Source organism: Streptosporangium sp. 'caverna', from assembly GCF_003203775.1.
Lineage (GTDB): Bacteria > Actinomycetota > Actinomycetes > Streptosporangiales > Streptosporangiaceae > Streptosporangium > Streptosporangium subroseum.
The window spans coordinates 9,913,411-9,932,313 of record NZ_CP029711.1 but is presented as its reverse complement, the minus strand read 5'-3'; the positions used below and the strand labels follow the sequence as shown (position 1 = coordinate 9,932,313).

At 68.5% G+C, this 18,903-nt stretch carries 16 protein-coding genes; 6 read left to right on the top strand and 10 right to left on the bottom strand.

The window, feature by feature from the left end; translation table 11 throughout:
- Positions 1-18: 18 nt before the first annotated feature.
- Complete coding sequence (locus DKM19_RS42820) at positions 19-1,212, bottom strand: cytochrome P450 (protein WP_110704169.1); 1,194 nt, start codon at positions 1,210-1,212, stop codon at positions 19-21.
- A 198-nt stretch (positions 1,213-1,410) separates the two neighbouring features.
- Positions 1,411-2,268 (bottom strand): NAD(P)H-binding protein, encoded by an 858-nt coding sequence (locus tag DKM19_RS42815; protein ID WP_110704167.1) that lies wholly within the window; start codon positions 2,266-2,268, stop codon positions 1,411-1,413.
- A 266-nt stretch (positions 2,269-2,534) separates the two neighbouring features.
- On the opposite strand from DKM19_RS42815, the gene DKM19_RS42810 reads away from it, so the two are divergent.
- On the top strand, positions 2,535-3,359 hold the full coding sequence (locus DKM19_RS42810) for a cell wall metabolism sensor histidine kinase WalK (protein ID WP_162642189.1): 825 nt from the start codon (positions 2,535-2,537) through the stop codon (positions 3,357-3,359).
- Positions 3,360-3,467: 108 nt separating this feature from the next.
- Here the strand turns inward: DKM19_RS42810 and DKM19_RS51325 are convergent, their stop codons facing one another.
- From DKM19_RS51325 to DKM19_RS50250, 3 genes are all read right to left on the bottom strand, one after another.
- Positions 3,468-4,514 carry a putative protein N(5)-glutamine methyltransferase gene (locus tag DKM19_RS51325; RefSeq protein WP_204358479.1) on the bottom strand — a complete coding sequence of 349 codons (1,047 nt, stop codon included), beginning with the start codon at positions 4,512-4,514 and terminating at the stop codon, positions 3,468-3,470.
- A gap of 316 nt (positions 4,515-4,830) precedes the next feature.
- On the bottom strand, positions 4,831-5,175 hold the full coding sequence (locus DKM19_RS42795; protein ID WP_204358478.1) for a GlsB/YeaQ/YmgE family stress response membrane protein: 345 nt from the start codon (positions 5,173-5,175) through the stop codon (positions 4,831-4,833).
- A 206-nt stretch (positions 5,176-5,381) separates the two neighbouring features.
- On the bottom strand, positions 5,382-6,347 hold the full coding sequence (locus DKM19_RS50250; RefSeq protein ID WP_162642188.1) for a YafY family protein: 966 nt from the start codon (positions 6,345-6,347) through the stop codon (positions 5,382-5,384).
- A gap of 130 nt (positions 6,348-6,477) precedes the next feature.
- On the opposite strand from DKM19_RS50250, the gene DKM19_RS42780 reads away from it, so the two are divergent.
- Positions 6,478-7,755: an epoxide hydrolase family protein gene (locus tag DKM19_RS42780; protein WP_239513897.1), complete on the top strand. Its 1,278-nt coding sequence runs from the start codon at positions 6,478-6,480 to the stop codon at positions 7,753-7,755.
- A gap of 154 nt (positions 7,756-7,909) precedes the next feature.
- On the top strand, positions 7,910-9,136 hold the full coding sequence (locus DKM19_RS42775; RefSeq protein WP_162642187.1) for a cytochrome P450: 1,227 nt from the start codon (positions 7,910-7,912) through the stop codon (positions 9,134-9,136).
- Positions 9,137-9,305: 169 nt separating this feature from the next.
- On the opposite strand, the gene corA is transcribed toward DKM19_RS42775, so the two are convergent.
- The 4 genes from corA to DKM19_RS42755 form a co-directional block, all read right to left on the bottom strand.
- A complete protein-coding gene (gene corA, locus DKM19_RS42770; RefSeq protein WP_110704159.1) occupies positions 9,306-10,463 on the bottom strand; it encodes a magnesium/cobalt transporter CorA in 1,158 nt (385 codons plus the stop codon).
- 284 nt (positions 10,464-10,747) lie between these two features.
- Positions 10,748-12,655, bottom strand: coding sequence for an ABC transporter ATP-binding protein (locus DKM19_RS42765; RefSeq protein WP_239513896.1), 1,908 nt, complete (start codon positions 12,653-12,655; stop codon positions 10,748-10,750).
- An 80-nt stretch (positions 12,656-12,735) separates the two neighbouring features.
- Complete coding sequence (locus DKM19_RS42760; protein ID WP_110704155.1) at positions 12,736-14,469, bottom strand: ABC transporter ATP-binding protein; 1,734 nt, start codon at positions 14,467-14,469, stop codon at positions 12,736-12,738.
- An 85-nt stretch (positions 14,470-14,554) separates the two neighbouring features.
- Positions 14,555-15,331, bottom strand: a complete 777-nt coding sequence (locus DKM19_RS42755; RefSeq protein WP_162642186.1) for a TetR/AcrR family transcriptional regulator — start codon at positions 15,329-15,331, stop codon at positions 14,555-14,557.
- Between the two features lie 308 nt (positions 15,332-15,639).
- Here DKM19_RS42755 and DKM19_RS42750 point away from each other — a divergent pair, with 308 nt between their 5' ends.
- Positions 15,640-15,993, top strand: coding sequence for a DUF3140 domain-containing protein (locus DKM19_RS42750; RefSeq protein ID WP_204358477.1), 354 nt, complete (start codon positions 15,640-15,642; stop codon positions 15,991-15,993).
- Between the two features lie 194 nt (positions 15,994-16,187).
- Here the strand turns inward: DKM19_RS42750 and DKM19_RS42745 are convergent, their stop codons facing one another.
- Positions 16,188-17,159, bottom strand: a complete 972-nt coding sequence (locus tag DKM19_RS42745) for an NAD-dependent epimerase/dehydratase family protein (RefSeq protein ID WP_110706382.1) — start codon at positions 17,157-17,159, stop codon at positions 16,188-16,190.
- Between the two features lie 340 nt (positions 17,160-17,499).
- Between DKM19_RS42745 and DKM19_RS42740 the strand changes: the two genes are divergently transcribed.
- Both DKM19_RS42740 and DKM19_RS42735 read left to right on the top strand, forming a co-directional pair.
- Complete coding sequence (locus tag DKM19_RS42740) at positions 17,500-17,922, top strand: STAS domain-containing protein (protein WP_110704151.1); 423 nt, start codon at positions 17,500-17,502, stop codon at positions 17,920-17,922.
- Positions 17,919-18,857: a sensor histidine kinase gene (locus DKM19_RS42735; protein WP_110704149.1), complete on the top strand. Its 939-nt coding sequence runs from the start codon at positions 17,919-17,921 to the stop codon at positions 18,855-18,857. Before DKM19_RS42740 ends, DKM19_RS42735 begins: the two co-directional genes overlap by 4 nt.
- Positions 18,858-18,903 lie beyond the last annotated feature (46 nt).

The following is an 18,903-nucleotide window of genomic DNA, read 5'->3' as shown; positions in this document are numbered from 1 at the left end:
GCGGTCATCCGGGGACGGTCACCACGCGACCTGCAGGGATGCCAGGCCGTAGATGGCTTGGAAGGAACGGAAGTCTGCCTCGGGCCCGGTCACGCGGAGCTCGGGGAAGCGCTGGAGCAGCGCCGGGAAGGCGATGCGCATCTCCATCCGCGCCAGCGGCGCGCCCAGGCAGTGGTGCACGCCGTGACCGAAGGCCACGTGGGGTGAGCTCCGGGTGATGTCCAGCGCCTCCGGGTCGGACAGGAGAGCGGGATCGCGGTTGGCGGTGGGCAGGGCGCACATCACCATCTCGCCGGGCCCGATGGTGTGTCCGGAGAGCTCGACCTCCGTGGTGGTCACCTTGGAGGTGCCGGAGTGGACGATGCTGAGCCAGCGCAGCAGCTCCTCCACCGCGGCGTCGATGCGCTCGGGCTCCTTCCTGAGCAGCTCCAGCTGCTCGGGATGGCGCAGCAGGGCCAGCGTGCCCAGCCCGAGCATGTTGGCGGTGGTCTCGTGACCGGCGAGCAGCAGCAGGCTGCCGATGCCGACGAGCTCGCTCGCGGTCAGGTCGTCGCCGTGCTCGCGCACCAGCATGCCGAGCAGTTCCTCGCCCGGGTCGGCCTGGGCGCGGGCGACCAGTTCGGCCATGTAGGCGCGTGACTGCCTCTGCATCGCCATGCGTTCCGCGGGGGGAGCCGAGACGTCGAGCAGCCGGCTGGTCGTGCGCTGGAAGTCCTCCCGGTCGGCGTACGGCACGCCCAGCAGCTCGCAGATCACCAGCGACGGGACCGGCAGCGCGAACGAGGACACGAGGTCGGCCGGAGAGCCGGCGCTTTCCATCGCGTCCAGGTGCTCCTCGACGATGCGGGTGACCCGCGGCTCCAGCCGGCGCATCCGGCGGATCGTGAACTCCGGCGTCAGCATCCGGCGCAGACGGGTGTGCTCGGGAGGGTCGAAGGCGAGCAGGTTGCCCGCGCGCAGTTCGGCGCGCTCCTCGTCGCTCATCTCCATGACGCCGGGGAGCCGGATGCCGCCCCTCCAGGCGGTGCTGAACCGCTCGGCGTCGCCCATCACCGTGCGCACGTCCTCGTAGCGGGTCACCAGCCAGGCATCGATGCCCAGAGGTGTGCTGACGCGCCTGACCCCCTCCCCGTCCCGCAGCGCTCCCAGCTCCGGATCGGGACCGAACTCCGCTCGCCGCATGTGCAGCGGTAGTGTCGAAGACTCGCTCATGCAACCTCCTGGATGACTCACCATCCTGACCGATCTGACAAAAACGATAGCAACCTATCGCTTACGTGCAAAGGATTCCGGCGAGGTAACAGAGCGCCCGCCCGGACCCGTGAGGATCGCTCCCACCGACGTCGCCGGGCGGAAGGTGAGGATCGCTCCCGCTCGCGTCGCCGTACGGAAGGTGAGGATCGCTCCTGCTCAGGTCGCCGGGCGGAAGGCGTCCGCGTGGTCGGCCGCCCACTGGCGGAACGGGGTGGCCGGGGCCCCGGTGAGTTCCTCCACCGTGGAGGTGACCGACTCCGGCAACGTCACCATCTGGGCGTGCGCTTGGAGGATTCCCTCGGCCACGGCCGCGGGCATGCCCTGGGCGACGAGCTCCCGCAGCGCGACCTCCGAGGGGAGCTCCTCCCAGCGCACCGGCCGTCCGATCGCCTCGCCGATGGCGGTCACCTGTTCGATCTGGGTCAACGTCTCGGGCCCGGTCAGCTCGTACGTCGCACCGCCATGGCCGGAGCCGGTCAGCGCGCGCACTCCCACCGCGGCGATGTCGCGTTCGTGGATCAGCGCCCTGGCCGCCGCCCCGTGCACCCAGCGGACGGCGCCCGAGTCCCGGATCTGCGCCGCCCACATCAGGGTGTTGGCGGCGAACCCGCCGGGGCGCAGGAACGTCCACTCCGGCCCCGACCTCCTGATCAGGCGTTCGACGTGGGCATGGGAGCCGAGGATCGAGCCCGGCCGCTGCTCCAGATCATCGGACACGCCGCGCGCGGAGACGTAGACGATGCGGCGGGCGTGCTTGGCGATCGCCTCGATGGTCGCGGGCGCCGCGTGATCGGCCGAGAGGGTGGGCCAGACCAGGAACACCGACTCGATCCCGTCCAGGGCGGCGTCCAGGGAGGCGGGGTCGGCCAGGTCTCCGCGTACGACCTCGACGCCTTCCGGCAGGGACGCGGACGCGGGGCCGCGGGTCAGCGCGCGCACGTCGGCGCCCGCGGCCAGAAGCTGGAACACGGCCTGGCGGCCGACATTGCCGGTGGCTCCGGTGACAAGGATCATGAGGGCTTCTCTTCCAGCAGCGGGGACAGTGCGCCCAGTCTGTAACCTCAAGTAAAGTTGAGGTCAATAAGCCGAGCACCCGCATATGACGGCGAGGACGCCGGGGACCGGGCCTGCGGCCGCGGGCGATCCTCCGAGACCATCGCTCGTCTCCAGGCCAGATGACGTCTGTGGATGTCGGAGTTCTACGCTGGACTCAGCGGTCCGCGAGCCGTGCACAGCTACTGGGGATTTCCACGTTGTCAGGGGACCGAGGGGGCCCGGACATGAAAAGCCCGACCAACCTGCATGACTGCCAGTATGAGCTGGGCAGGGTGAACGACATCCTGGACTGCGTTCGCAGCCATCTGAAACAGACGAGCGATCAGCAACGGCGGTTCGCCGCCGATGCGGCGCACGAGCTGCGAACTCCTGTCGCCGGGCTCCGCGCCCAATTGGAGGAAGCCCGGCTGCACCCGGGTGAGACCCCCATGCCCGAGCTGCTGGATTACGCGCTCAAAGACGTCGACCGCCTGCAACGGATCATCACCGATCTCCTTCTGCTGGTCCAGCTGGAAACCGGCACGATCACCGCGGGGGAGCAGCTGGATCTGGCCGAGCTCGTCCGGACGCAGGTTGGCATGCGAGACGATGAGATCACGGTGAACGTACGGCTGGACCCGGGGGCGACCATGGTGAACGCCGTCCCCTCTCTGATCGCCCGAGCACTGACGAACCTGCTCGACAACGCGCAGCGGCACGCGGCGCAGGTCGTCGAGGTTCAGATGCGCCGCGTCGACGGCTGCGCCGAACTGGTGATCACCGACGATGGACCGGGGATCTCCGCCCCGGATCGGGAGAGCGTCTTCGACGCCTTCACCAGGCTGGACACCGCCCGGGATCGCGACCGCGGCGGCACCGGACTCGGTCTGCCTCTCGCCCGTAATATCGCGGTCGTCCATAACGGAACGCTCGTGGTGGAAGAGGGGCCTCGCACGGGAGCTCGGTTTGTGCTCCGCCTCCCCCTGGCAGTCCCGGAAATAAGATCGTTCCCGCCGTCGAGCTCGACGGCCTCCACCTCGGCGGTCGTGCGGAACCTACCGGCGGATTGATCCGCGGCGAGGCTCGCACCTCGCCGCGGATCCACCTCGCCTTTCGGCCCGCGGCCGCCGGGTCTCCTCGATGTCGATCCCGCGACTGCCCAGGTCCGAAGGACGGGGTCAGCCGCCGGAGCCCTCCGGGAGGGCGGGCCTGGTACCGATGACAACGGTGGAGTTCAGCGTTCCGATGACGACGGTGGCGTCCAGATCGTCGGAACTGGTCACCCGAGGGATCAGCCCGTTGCGGGTGAAGGTTTCGACGGTCTGCGGCGCCTGGCGCTCACTCGTCTCGACCAGTAGGTAGCCGCCCGGCGCCAGCCATTCTGACGCCTCGGCGATCACCCGCCGCACGATGTCGAGCCCGTCCGCGCCACCGTCGAGTGCCACCCACGGCTCGTATATGCGGGCCTCCGGAGGCAGCAGCCCGATCGCCTCGGTGGGTACGTAGGGTGCGCTGGCGACCAGGATGTCGACGTGGCCCCGTAGCCGGGCGGGCAGCGGCTCGTAGAGGTCGCCTTCGTACACCTGACCGGCGGCGACGTTGCGGCGGGCGCACCGTACCTCGGCGGGGTCGATGTCGACGGCGTGCAACTCGACCTGGTCCAGCGCCGCGACCAGCGCGGCGCCCACCGCACCCGAGCCGCAGCACAGGTCGACGACGACGATGCGTGGCCGGGCGCGAGCCTGGTCGGTGGAGTCGGTGGAGTCGGTGGAGTCGGTGGAGTCGGTGGAGTCGGTGGAGTCGGCGGGACCGGCGGGACCGGCGGGACCGGCGGCCGGGCGTGCGGCGGCGGTGGCCTGATCGACGGGGCTCACGAGCCGGTGTCGTACGGGGGTGACGACCTGGTCGGTGAGGCCGGCGGTCTGGCGGGCGAGGGCGGTGGCCTGACGGGCGAGAAACTCGGTGCGGCGGCGAGGCACGAAGACCCCGGGGTTCACGGCTATCCGCAGGCCGCAGAACTCCGCCCAGCCAAGGACGTGTTCGAGGGGCAGACCCGCGACTCGCCGTTCCACCATGGCGGCGAGGTCGTCCGGGGTCGATGCCGTGGAGATGAGCAACTCCGCCTCGTCCTCGGCGAAGACACAGCCGGCGGCCCGAAGCCTGGTGACGATGACAGATCGAGAAAGAGCCGAGGAAGAAGCAACGGATCGAGGGGAAACCGACATGGGAACCTTTCGGGATGCCTGTGGGCGCTCCCTCGGTCACCTATGTCGGATGGACCGCGCGGCCGTGAGATGGGAGCACCCGACCTGATACAGCGGTAATGGGTCCCACCTCCTCGATGCGTTCACTGCTGGAGTCGGTAACTCTACCCGAGCCGAAAGGCGGCGGGCCGGCCGGGTGACGTGCCGAGGCCCCGGCCTTCTGGTCTACCCGAGCCGGCCGGGTGACGTGCCGAACTCTGGTCTTCTGGTCTACCCGAGCCGGAATGCGGCGGGCCGGCCGGGTGACGTGCCGAGCCCTGGTCTTCTGGACTTTCCGCTACCTCTTACGCGGGTCCGTGTTCGGAAGGGGCAGGACCTCGGTCCGCCCATCGTTGAACTCAGCCTCGCTCTGGTTGCCGTTCTGGTATCTCGATACGACACCCACGCAGATGATGGCCAGGCCGAACTGCACCAGGAGGACGATCCAGGCGTCGTCCGCGAAGTCCAGAAGGTGGGCGGCAACCGTACCGGCAAGGGCGGCCGCGATGCCCGCGAGGATCGTGGCCCTCCACCCGATGTCCTGGCGGCCGGGTATCAGGAGCCGGCCGAGGAAGCCGGTTACGGCCCCGACGAGAATGGCGCTGAGGACGAACGTGATGATGCTGCCGATGAACGCGATCATATCGATCTCCCTGGGGGTGTTTTCCAACTCTCCACAACGATGCTAGAGCGCCTTGGTCGACACGAACTTGATATTTCGTCCACACGAAACAGAACGAACGGCGGGTCTGTTTCGTGCGCGATGCGCATCGGCGGGAACTCCTCGACGTGAGTCGCCTCGATACGGAATCTCAACGGGACTCGCGGAGGCAGGCGCCGAGGAGACCCTCAGGCACCGGGGGCGGACAGGTGTGCCGCGCGATGGTAGCGGTCGGCCAGCCTGGCGACGTGCTCGACGAGTTCGGGTGGTTCGATGACGTCGAAGTCGGCGTCGATCATGCTCAGGAAGACGGTGATGACACCGAGACTGTCGCCGGCGACGGTCAGCATGCAGCTGTGCTCGTCGATCGCCTCCAGCAGCCCGGTTATCCGGTCGGCGATGCTCTCGGCCGGCGCGTGCACCCGCACCCGTGCCTGGTACGGCCACATCGCGGTGCCCATGCGGTGCGAGACGTAGGCGACGACGTCGCCGTCGGGCGGGTCACGGGGGACGAACCGCGGGCCGGTCGGGGTGCGGGGCTGGATCCGGTCGGCGCGGAAGATGCGCCAGTCCTGCCGGTCGAGGTCCCACGCCACCAGATACCAGCGACGGCCCCAGCTCACCAGGCGGTGTGGCTCGACGGTGCGGACGCTGCCGGATCCGTCGTGGACGGTGTAGTCGAAGCGCAGGCGCTCATGGTCGCGGCAGGCGGCCGTGACGGCGGTCAGCACGCCGACGTCGACGGTCGGGCCGGTGCCGGGCATCGTGACGGTGTAGTCGTGGACCGCGTTGACGCGGCGCCGCAGCCGGGACGGCAGCACCTGTTCCAGCTTCGTGAGGGCGCGCACCGAGGTCTCCTCGATCCCCGCGACGCCACCACCGGCGGCGGCCGAACGGAGCCCCACCGCGACCGCCACCGCCTCGTCGTCGTCGAGCAGCAGCGGGGGCAGCGCAGCGCCGACTCCCAGCCGGTAGCCGCCCGAGACGCCCGGGGTCGCGTGCACGGGATAGCCGAGGCTGCGCAGCCGTTCCACGTCACGCCGGACGGTGCGCGCCCCGACGCCCAGCCGTTCGGCCAGGGCGGGGCCGGACCAGTCGCGGCGTGCCTGGAGCAGCGACAGCAGGCGGAGCAGACGGGCCGAGGTGTCCAGCATGCCCGTAGTCTGCCAACGATTGCGGCCTGAACCTGGCCGCAATCGTTTCTACCGTGGCGCCATGGACACCGAGACCCCTGCATTTCGCACTGACATTTCCCGGACCGAGCTGGACAGCGCATCCGAACCGATGGGTGCCGGCCTGGCCACCGATATGTCCCGGGCCGAGTTGGACAGCGTGCCCGAACCGATGGGTGCCGGCCTGGCCGGCGATATTCCCCAGACCGAGTCGGACAGCGAGGTCCGGCCGCTGAGCGTTGACGTCCCCCCGGCCGGACTGGGCGAGGAGATTCGCCCGTTCCGCGTCGACATTTCCCAGGCCGACCTGGACGACCTGCGCGACCGCCTGGCCCGCACCCGCTGGCCCGACGAGCTGCCCGGCGTCGGCTGGTCGTACGGCGTACCGCTCGACCGGTTGAAGGAGATGGCCGAATACTGGCGGACGACCTATGACTGGCGCCGGCACGAGGCGAGGCTGAACGAGTTTCCGCAGTTCACCACCACCATTGACGGGCAGAACGTGCACTTCCTGCATGTCCGCTCGCCCGAGCCGGACGCGCTGCCGCTGATCCTCACCCATGGCTGGCCGGGCTCGGTCGTCGAGTTCCTGGAGCTGATCGGGCCCCTGACCGATCCCCGCGCGTACGGCGGCGATCCGGCGGACGCGTTTCACGTGGTCGTCCCCTCGATCCCGGGCTACGGGTTCTCCGGGCCGACGACCGCGACCGGGTGGGGCGTGTCGCGCATCGCCCGGGCCTGGGCGGAGCTGATGCGCCGCCTCGGCTACGGGCGGTACGGCGCCCAGGGCGGCGACTGGGGCGCGCGGATCTCGCCCGAACTCGCGAGGGTCGACCCCGCTCACCTCGCCGGCCTGCACCTCAACGGATTCGTGGCCTTCCCGTCCGGGGACCCGGCAGAGGTCGAGGCACTGACCGAGGCCGAGCAGGCGCGTCTGGCGAACATCAGCGGCTGGGCCGGCGAGCGGTCGGGCTACGCGCAGATCCAGTCGACCAGGCCGCAGACGCTGGCCTACTCTCTCGTCGACTCACCGGTCGGTCAGCTCGCCTGGAACCTCGAATGGTTCGACGGCTACGGCCATGACGTCGGCACGATCGACCGGGACGTCATCCTCACCAATGTGGCGCTGTACTGGCTGACCGGGACCGCCGGGTCCTCGGCCCGCCTCTACAAGGAGGGCGCCGCCTCGTGGGGGCGGCAGGTCGAGCTGTCCCCGGTGCCGACCGGAATGGCGGTCTTCGCCGGGGACTCCACCATCCGCTCCTTCGCCGCACGCGAGCACACCATCACGCACTGGTCGGAGTTCGACCGCGGCGGCCACTTCGCCGCGCTGCGGGTACCGGACCTCCTTGTCGGCGATGTCCGCGAGTTCTTCCGCGGCGTTCGCTGAACGAAGACGTTCGCTGAATGGAGGAGGGACACCTCAGCGGAGCCCTGAATGGAGAAGGGATGTCTCAGCAGAGCGCTGAATGGGGAAGGGACACCTCGGCAGAGCCGAGTTATAGTCAGGGCACTTTGCCATCTTCCGGGAAGAGGTGATGGGCATGTCCCTGGGTGATCTCTACGACCCGCTCCGTGCGCACCTGAGCGACCCCTATCCCTTCTACGAGAGGGCACGGCGCGAAGAGCCGCTGTTCTTCTCCCCGGTGGTCGGTGCCTGGGTGGTGACGAAGATGGCCGATGCGCGCGTGATCCTGCGCGACGGGCGGACCTTCTCCTCGGCCAACACCCTGCGGCCGTACACGCCGTTTCCGCCGGCGGTCCTTGAGGAACTGTCCAAGGGCTTTCCGCTGCGGGAGACGCTCATCACCATGGACGGCGAGGGGCACCGGCGGTTGCGGGTTCTCGCGGCGGCGGCCCTTTCCCCCGAACGCGTCACCGCGACCGAGCGGTACATCACCGAACGGGCATCGCTCCTCATCGACGGTTTCGCCAAGGACGGTCGCGTCGACTTCATGGCGGAGTACGCCAACCGGCTCCCCGTCGATGTGATCGCCCGGCTTGTCGGCTTCGCGGAGGAGGACAGCAGGGCGTTCGGGGACGACAGCCGTGCCGCGGCGGCCATCGGGATGGGGCATCAGTTCAGGTCGGATGAGGAGCAGATCGAGTGCGCCCGGGCCTGGGTCCGATTCCAGCGGTTCATCATGCGGTACGTGACCGATCGCGCCGCCGCACCCCGAGACGACGTGATCAGTGAATACATCGCCGCGTCCGCCCCGGGTGGCGCGCCCCTCACCGCCGAGCAGATGGAGGGACTCGTCGGCCTGATCCTGACAGTTGCCCTGCCGGGCCACATCACCACCTCGGCGCTGCTCGGCAACGGCCTGCTCCGGCTGCTCTCCCAGCCCGACCAGTGGCGGCTGCTCTGTGAACGGCCCGACCTCGTGCCGAACGCGGCCGAAGAGATCGCCCGCTACGACACCCCGACGCACGTCTTCCTGCGGGTGACGACCACCGACACCAGTGTCGGAGGACGAGACTTCCCCGCCGGCACCGAGATCGCCGTCTGCCTCGCCTCCGCCAACCGTGACGAGGAAGCCTTCGAACGGGCCGAGGAGTTCGACATCACCAGGCCCCTGAAGGCCAACGTGGTCTTCGGCCAGGGCGCCCACTACTGTCCCGGGGCCGGCCTGGCCCGCCGCCAGATCGAGATCTCCCTGCGCCTGCTCGCCGAACGCCTGCCCGATCTCCGTCTCGTGCCGGACCAGCGGATCGAATACCGCGGCACGGTGGACCACCGGGGCCCTCTCGCACTCCATCTCCAGTGGTGAGCACCCGTCTCCGGTGGTGAATACCCGTCGATCGGTCGTTCTTCAGAGCGGGGGCGTCTCCGGTGGTTAGCACCTGTCGATCGGTCGTTCTTCAGAGCGGGGGCACCGGCGGGGCCGATCCTGCGCCTGCCGTAACGCAGATCCAGGGGATGGCGTACGGCCTCGCGGTTCAGAGCCAGTTGCGACGCTTGAAGATCACGTACAGGCTCGCGCAGGTCAGGGCCATCAGCGTCAGGGCCAGGGGGTAGCCGAAGATCCAGTGCAGCTCCGGCATGAAGGCGAAGTTCATCCCGTAGACGGTGCCGATCAGGGTGGGCGCGAACAGGATGGCCGCCCACGAGGAGATCCTCTTGATCTCCTCGTTCTGGGTGTAGCTGGCCCGGGTGAGGTTGCGCATCTCCTCGTTCTGGGCCTGGTTCACCAGCGTGGCGTTCACGCTCAGGATGTCCTGCAGCATCTGCCGGAATCCGTCCACCCGCTCCACCACCGTGGTCAGGTGGTCGACCACGTCACGCAGGTAGCGGCGCATCTCATCCTCGACGCCATATTTGTCGAACCCCGCGGACAGCGACTCCAGCATGCCCATCAGGGGACGCGTGGCCCGCTGAAACTCGATCACCTCGCGTGACAGCTCGTAGATCCGGCGGGAGGCGCTGGGATCGCCGCGGAACACCTCGGTCTCGATCTCGTCGATGTCGTTCTGCAGACCCGCGATCACCGGCGCGTACCCGTCCACGACCGCGTCCACGATGGCGTACAGGATGGCCTCGGGACCCCGGGCCAGCAGTTGCGGGTCCGCCTCCATCCGGCGGCGGACCGCCGACAGGTTCGGGGCCTCGCCGTGGCGGACGGTGAGCACGAAGTCCGGGCCGACGAACACGTGCAACTCGCCGAAGTCGACCTCCTCGGCCTCGTCCAGGTAGCGGGCCGCGCGCAGCACGACGAACAGCGTGTCGCCGTAGCGCTCCAGCTTGGGCCGCTGATGGGCGACGATGGCGTCCTCGACGGCCAGCTCGTGCAGCCCGAACTCGCCGCCCAGCGACAGCAGCTGCGCCTCCGCCGGCCGGTACAGGCCGATCCAGGCGATGCTGCCGGACCTGTCGCGCAGGCACCGGTAGGTGTCGGCCAGCGTGGTGGGAGATTGACTGCGATGGCCGCCGACGTAGACGGCGCAGTCGATGATGCTGTTCTCCACGGGGACGTCGACGGTTGTCGCCCGCGGGTCCATCGACCGCTCGGGGGCCTCCTGGGGTCCCGGTACGGCTTGATCGTTGTTCTGGGTGGCGCGCCGGAGGGAACGCAAGGCACGTGAACGCAGCTCAGACATGGCGAGCCCCCGAATCGGCCCAGCTCCAGGCGGTCTGCTGATCGCCACTCCAATGTACTGCGCGGAGGTGAAAGCAGCCTGCGGAGGGGCCGTCCTACCGCCGGGCGGCGCGGATCATCCGCGTACGGCGGCGATCCGGATCGCCTTTCGTGAGGGGCCGGTCAATGGCCGGACCAGGTGAATGTGATGCCTCCGGGAAACTCGGACGAACACGGCGCCGCGCCACCTGGCCAGGTGGCGCGGCGCCGTACGGTGCGACCTGACGCGGTGGCCCCGCGCGGCGATCAGCTCTCGACGAGCTCCTCGTCGAGCGGGTCCACGGCGCCGCTGAACTGCGCGGAGTACAGCCGGTGGTAGGCGCCCCGAGTGGCGAGGAGCTCCTCGTGGGTGCCCTGCTCGACGATGCGCCCGGACTCCATCACCAGGATGAGGTCCGCGTCGCGGATGGTGGAGAGCCGGTGGGCGATGACGAAGCTGGTGCGGTCCGAGCGCAGCGCGGCCATCGCGTGCTGCACCAGGACTTCGGTCCGGGTGTCGACCGAGCTGGTGGCCTCGTCGAGGATGAGCAGGGACGGGTCGGCGAGGAAGGCGCGGGCGATGGTCAGCAGCTGCTTCTCCCCGGCGCTGACGTTGTTTCCCTCGTCGTCGATCACGGTGTCGTAGCCGTCGGGCAGGGTCTGCACGAACCGGTCGACGAACGTGGCCCGCGCGGCGGCCTGGATCTGCTCCTCGGTGGCCTGGGGGTTGCCGTAGGCGAGGTTGTCGCGGATGGTGCCGCCGAACAGCCAGGTGTCCTGCAGCACCATGCCGATGTGCGAGCGCAGGTCGTCGCGGCTCATCGCGGTGATGTCGACGCCGTCGAGGGTGATCCGGCCGGCGTCCAGTTCGTAGAAGCGCATGACCAGGTTGACGAGGGTGGTCTTGCCCGCCCCGGTCGGGCCGACGATCGCGACCGTGTGCCCGGGTTCGGCCACCAGGGACAGATCCTCGATGAGGGGCTGCTCCTCGTTGTAGCGGAAGGACACGTGCTCGAACTCGACGCGGCCCTGCCGGGCGGTGGGCAGCACCGGGGTGGCGGGGTCGGGCTTCTGCTCCTCGGCGTCCAGCAGCTCGAAGACCCGCTCGGCCGACGCCACGCCCGACTGCAGGAGGTTGGCCATCGAGGCGACCTGGGTCAGGGGCTGGGTGAACTGCCGTGAGTACTGGATGAACGCCTGGACGTCGCCCAGGCTCAGCGACCCGGTGGCGACCCGCAGGCCTCCGACGACGGCGATGGCGACGTAGTTGAGGTTCCCGATGAACATCATCATCGGCATGATGAGCCCGGAGATGAACTGGGCGCCGAAGCTGGACTTGAAGAGCTTCTCGTTCCTCTCGCGGAACACCTCCTCGACCTCCGGCAGGCGTCCGAACACCTTCACCAGCTCGTGGCCGGTGAACGCCTCCTCGATGTGGGCGTTCAGAGCGCCGGTGTGGGACCACTGCGCGACGAACTGCTTCTGCGAGCGCTTCGCGATCTGTCCGGTGACGATCACCGACAGCGGGATGGTCACCAGGGCGATCAGCGCGAGCAGCGGCGAGATCACGAACATCATCGCCAGCACGCCGATCAGGGTCAGCACCGAGGTCAGCAGCTGGCTCATCGTCTGCTGCAGGGTCTGGGACACGTTGTCGATGTCGTTGGTGACCCGGCTGAGCAGCTCGCCGCGGGGCTGGCCGTCGAAGAACCGCAGGGGGAGCCGGTTGATCTTGTCCTCGACGTCCGACCGCAGCCGGAACACGGTGCGCTGCACCACGCCGTTGAACAGGTAGCCCTGCATCCAGGCGAAGACCGACGCCGCGACGTAGAGCACCAGGACCCACATCAGGATCGTGCCCAGAGCGCCGAAGTCGATCCCGTGACCGGGGATGACGTCCATCCCCGAGAGCAGGCCGGCGAAGTTGTCGTTGCCCGACGCCTGGGCGGCCTGGACCGCCTGCTCCTTGGTCGTTCCGAGGGGCAGCTGCTTGCCGATCACGCCGGTGAAGATCAGGTCCGTCGCGCGACCGAGGATCTTCGGTCCGATGACGGAGAGCACCACGCTGATCACGCCGAGGCTGATCACGGCCAGGATCTTCGGGCGTTCGGGGGCCAGCCGCCGCATCAGTCTCCGGGCGGACGGCCCGAAGTTCATCGACTTCTCCGCGGGCATCCCGCCTCCCGCGAACGGCCCCCGTCCGAAGCCTCCGCCTCCCACGGGCGGTCGCGGCCGCGCGGATGTCATGGGGGTGCTCATGCTGCGCTCTCCACGGCTAGTTGGGACTCGACGATCTCGATGTAGGTCGGGCAGGAAACCAGCAGCTCGTCATGGGTTCCCTTGCCGACGATCACGCCGTCGTCGAGGACGATGATCTGGTCGGCGTCGGCGATGGTGGAGATCCGCTGGCCGACGATGATGACGGCGGCCTGGGCGGTGTGCGGACGCAGGGCGGCGCGTAGCCGGGCGTCGGTGGACAGGTCGAGGGCGGAGAACGAGTCGTCGAACAGGTAGATCTCGGGTTTGCTGACCAGTGCCCGGGCGATGGAGAGCCGCTGCCGCTGCCCGCCGGACACGTTCGTGCCGCCCTGGGTGATGGGCGCCTCAAGGGCTTCGGGCATCGCCTCGACGAAGTCGCGGGCCTGGGCGACCTCCAGCGCCTCCCACAGCTCCTCGTCGGTGGCGTCCGGGTTGCCGTACCGCAGGTTGCTCGCGACGGTGCCGCTGAACAGGTACGGCTTCTGCGGCACCAGGCCGATGCGTGTCCAGAGCATCTGGGGATCGAGCTCGCGGACGTCGACCCCGTCGACCGACACCGTGCCGGCGGTGGCGTCGAACAGCCGGGGGATCAGGGAGACCAGCGTCGTCTTGCCAGAACCGGTGCTGCCGATGATGGCGGTGGTCTGTCCCGCGGTGGTGCGGAAGGAGATGCCGGACAGCACCGGCGCCGCCGCACCCGGGTAGCGGAACTCGACGTCGCGCATTTCCAGCTCGCCGCGAGTGTGCACCTGCCGTACGGGGTTCTTGGGCGGGACCACCGACGACTCGGTGTCCAGCACCTCGATGATGCGCTCGGCGCAGACCGCGGCGCGCGGAATCATGATCGAGATGAAGGTTGCCATCATCACCGAGGTGAGGATCTGCATCAGATACATGAGGAACGCGGTGAGGGCGCCGATCTGCATCTCGCCGCTGTCCACCCGGCTGGAGCCGAACCAGAGCACGGCGATGCTTGAGGCGTTGAGGATCAGCATCACGATGGGGAAGATGAGCGCGGTCAGCCGTCCGACACGCAGCGAGGTGTCGGTCAGCGCGGTGTTCGCCACGGCGAACCGCTGGGTCTCCTCACGCTCGCGGACGAAGGCGCGGACGACGCGGATGCCGGAGAGCTGCTCGCGCATCACCTGGTTGACCGTGTCGATGCGGGTCTGCAGCGCGCGGAACTGGGGAACCATGCGGGAGATGATCAGGCCGATCGACACCAGCAGGGCGGGCACGCAGACGAGCATGAGCCAGGACAGGCCGATGTCCTGTCGCAACGCCATGATGATTCCGCCGACGCACATGATCGGCGCGGCGACCAGCATCGTGCAGGTCATCACCACGAGAATCTGGACCTGCTGCACGTCGTTGATGCTGCGGGTGATCAACGAGGGTGCCCCGAACTGGGAGACCTCACGGGCGGAGAACCCGCCCACCTGGTGGAAGACGGCCGAGCGGACGTCTCGTCCGAATCCCATCGCCGCGCGGGCGCCGTAGTAGACCGCCGCGATCGAGCAGGCGATCTGTACGAGGGACACGGCCAGCATCCAGCCGCCGGTGGTCAGGATGTAGCCGGTGTCGCCGACGGCGACACCCTGGTCGATGATGTCGGCGTTCAGGCTGGGCAGGTACAGCGAGGCCATGGTGCCGACCAGCTGCAGCACCACCACGATGATCAATGTTGATGAGTAGGGCTTGAGGTAGGTGCGTAGCAACCGACTCAGCATGGGGGCTCTCCACTTGAGGCGTCCGGGCGGGGCGCGTCTGAGGCGTCCGCGCGGAGCGCGTCGTGTTCAGGGGGAATGTCGTGCTCTAAGGCGAGGTCGTGTTCGGAGGGTTCGGGGGGCTCTGAGGGAGGGCCGGGTTGGGGGCGCAGGTGGATTCCGTGAGGTCGGGGGAGAGGCCGGGTTCGGGGTTCGGCTCGTGTTCAGGGCGTGGCTCGGGTTCAGGGCTTGGCTCGTGTTCAGGGCGTGGCTCGGGTTCAGGGCTTGGCTCGTGTCCGGGGCGCAGGCGGATTCCGTCCAGCAGCATGGAGACGATCTCCGGAGGTGACAGCGGGTTGCCCTCGACGATCCGGGGATGGCTGCCCGCGGTGGTCATCAGTTGCAGCCGGCGTGCGGCCTCCAGCGGCTCGCATCGCAGCCGGTCGGGGCCGGGCTCGATCAGCTCGGCGAGCGCCTGCCGGATGACGTTGCCCTGATCGGTGCGGGCCTTGGGATTACGACGGGCCTCCGCGAGCCAGGGCGGTCCCAGCGCGTCCACCAGCCGGAAGATGCGCGTCGTGTGCTGCTGTAGGATCTCGACCGCCGCGACGAGCCTGATCTGCAGGGGAGCCGTGCGGTCGATGGTCGCCAGGTCCCGCAGCAGCGGGGAGAGGTCGAAGGCGCTGGCCACGGCCGCGTCCACGAGCTCTTCCTTGGTGGCGAAGACCCTGAAGATGGTCCCCTCCGCCACGCCGGCGGCCTGCGCGATCTGCCGGGTGCTCACGTCGGGGCCGTGGGCGAGCACCAGTGACAGGGTGGACGCGATGAGCGCGGCCCGCCGTTCGTCCGGTGGGAGTGGAGCGGCGCGCTGGGAGGTCGAAATCACATGCTTTACCCTACCTGAGTGAGTGAGTGGCTCACTCACTCGGAGGCGCGGTTCTGTCCTCGGCGAACAAATGCCAGGAACCGGATGCCTCCGGCACGGACGGCGAGGGCGGTGGGGAGGCGCCTGGCCGTACCATTCGCCGGTTTGACCATGGTGTTTGTTAGGGCGGCGGGGGCCGGGGTATGGCCGCCTGCGTCGGTCTCGTTGGGGCGGCCGAAGGCGGAGATCGATCACCGGTCCGCATCCGGTGAGACGGCCGTTCCGGCCTGACGTGGAGAGGAGAGACCTGAGGTGGAGAGGAGAGAACGGTGGCCGAGAATTCGGATCTGATCTTCGATCTGGTGTGGCAGGAATTCCACGAGATCGTGAACATGACGTCGGATGAACTACGGGCCTTTCTGCTGGCGTCCGGCTCCGGGGAGGTTTTCCCGGGGGATCCCGAGTCGCAGATGCCAGAACTCGGGCGTCAGGTGCTGCGGGTTCTCGGCAAACGCAAGGTCGACCTCACCCAGGACGACATCGAGACGATGCAGCGGGCCATCGACCGCGTCGAGGACGCGCTGACCGACAGTTCCTTCGACGCCGAGGATGACGACGATCGGCGGCGGGCGCTGCTGGAGGTCGGCCACAACCCGCTCAGGTCATCAAGAATGGGAATCTGACCCGTCCCATCGCCGGCAGGGGACGGGTGGTCATCCCGCTGCCGGCGGGGAGAAGAAGAAGCCATCGACCGACACGGCCTCGGCCGAGATCTGCCGGTCCCGTCACCCGGTTCCGTGACCCACGGGACGGAAATCCGTCACCCGGGCCCCGTGCCGTACGGGTCCGTCACCCGGCCCGTGCCGTACGGCAGAACCTACGGCCGGGCTCGCCAGCGGGACAGGATGTCGGCCTCCCGGTCGGGAGTGATGGTGGTGCTCGTCGAGAAGGAGGCCTCCGCGTCGCGGATCTCGCGTACCGACTGGCCGAGAGGGCGCGGGCTGAGCCCCGCGGCGTAGGCGGCGGCCGGGTTCGCGGTGTTGATCGAGGTTCCGTCCTCACCCATCGGCCAGAGCGGCAGTGACCGGCCGTCTTCGCCCTCGGCCTTCAGGAAGTCCTGCCCGACCCAGGTCAGGGTGGTCCCGGGAGGTCCGACCTCGGCCACGATCGCCTCCAGCATGTCGCCGAAGGAGAACGGCGGAGCGGGGCTGACCGCGTGGAAGGTGCCCGAGCCCGTCTTCTCGATCATGGCGATGATCCAGGAGGCCATGTCGCGTCCGTCGATCACCTGGATGGGGTCGTCGGGGTTGCCGGGTGCGAGAACCTCGCCGCCGCGCGCGATCCGGTTCACCCAGTAGGTGAAGCGGCCGGTGTAGTCGTACGGGCCGATCACGTACGTGGGCCGTACGATCAGTGACCCGGACCCGAACGCGTCGGTCACCGCCCGCTCGCACAGCACCTTCAGCGGACCGTAGGTCGCGCCGGTCACCTCTTCCGTGACCGGTCCGTCGAACTCGGCCAGAGGCGAGTCCTCGGTGAAGTTCGGCTCCTCCGGGGCGTAGACCGCGGTGGTGGAGACAAAAACGTACTGGCCGGTGGAGAGTGCGCCGGCGAGGTGGGTGATCTGCGACGGCAGGTAGGCGCTGACGTCGATCGTCGTGTCCCACTGCCGGTCACGCAGGATCGACAGGTCCGCGTCGCGGTCGGCCAGCAGGTGCTCGGCCTCGGGGAACAGGCCAGGACCCGTCTTCCCGCGGTGCAGCAGGGAAACCTCGTGCCCGGCCGCGAGCGCGGCCTCGGTGATGTGACGGCCGACGAACCGGGTCCCGCCAATGATCAGAATCCTCATGTATGCCATTTTGTCGCATATTTGGATGGGTTTGATTTGCCGTCCCCGGGTTGAGGCAACGACGTTCGCGCCGCGCGCTTCGGGGGGCCGTAGCCGCGTGCTTCGGGGACCGTGGTCGTGCGGGACGTTCGCGCCGTGTGCTGCGGGATCTTGGTCGGGTCGAGCGTTCACGCTGTGTGTTCGGGGCTACGGTGCGTAGAGTTTTCGCGCCGCGTGTTTCGGGGCCACGGTCGTGAGGAAGGTTCACGCCACGTGCTTTGAGAGCCGAAGTCGCGATGGTTTTTCTCTGGCATCATCTGAATTTTTCTGCCTTTTCCGTTAAAAGTTAAAAGCAGGTACTTTGGAAGAGTCCGTCATCGACTTCAGGATGGTCATCGTGTCGATCTGGCCAGAGTCGGGACATCTCGGGCCTTTGTCGGCGGTGGAGGTTGATCGCCCGGCGTCCGGCGTTCACGGGCCGGGTTTCGAGGGCCTCCGGATCGACCGGCTCAACGGACTTAAGGTGAGTGGCGAGATCGACCACACCACCAGGAAAATCTGGCAGGAGGCCCTGGGCGGGCTGGTTGCCAGTGGTGGGGACATGCATCTTGACCTGGCGGGACTGACGTTCATCGATGTTCGGGGGGCATGGTTGCTGGCGAAGGCCGCGCGTGACCTTCCCTCCGAGAGCAAGGTGTACCTGCACCGTTCGCCTTACTGTCTGAGATCCGTACTCACTTTGATCGGATCAGATCCTTCCCCGATCGAAGTGGAGACCAGATGAGCACGACGACCACCGAGGTGGATCCGTTCGTTCATCCGGCGCTGTTCTATCGGGGGAGCCGGCAGTATCTCGACGGCACCCTGCCCTTCATCCGCGAAGGTCTGGAGGCGGGTGAGCCGGTCGCGGTGGCCGTGCCCGGTCAGAACCTGAAGCTGATCCAGACCGAGCTGGGCGAGATGGCCTCCGAGGTGCGGTTTCTCGACATGACGGAGGCCGGCCGCAATCCCGGCCGCATCATTCCCGGGGTCCTGCGCGCCTTCGCCGACCGGCACTCCTCCGGCAGGGTCCGCATCATCGGAGAGCCGATCTGGCCCGGACGGTCGGCGACGGAGTATCCGGCGTGCGTGCAGCACGAGGCACTGATCAACCTCGCGTTCTCGGGCCGGGCCGTCACCATCCTGTGCCCCTACGACCTCGACGGGCTGGACCCGGAGGTCATCAGGGACGCCGAGGCGACCCATCCCGTCCTCATCGACGGCTCCGGCTCGCGTTCCAGCGGCGATTACGCGCCCGACCGCATCGTGCGGGACTACAACCAGCCCCTGTCCGATCCGCCGCCGGGCTTCGTCACCTTCGCCTTCGGCAACGGCACCCTGGCACTCGTGCGCGCGTTCGCCGTCGACTACGCCTCCCGGACGGGGCTCGCCGGAGAACGCCTGGAGGACCTGCGGCTGATCGTCAGCGAGCTGGCCGCGAACAGCCTCGACTACGGCGGTGGGTCGGGGGTTCTGCGCCTGTGGTCGGAGGATCTGCGGGTGGTCTTCGACATCAGTGACGCCGGACACATCGCCGATCCCCTCGCCGGGCGCCGCCCGGTCGGCCCCCGCCACCCGGGCTCCCGGGGTCTCCTCGTGACCAACCTCCTCAGCGATCTCGTCCGCGTCCACACCGCTCACGGCGCCACCACCGTCCGCGTCTACTTCAACGTGCGCTGATCTTCTTCCTGGCGTGAACGATCGGAGAGGCCGCCCAGGGGTTCGC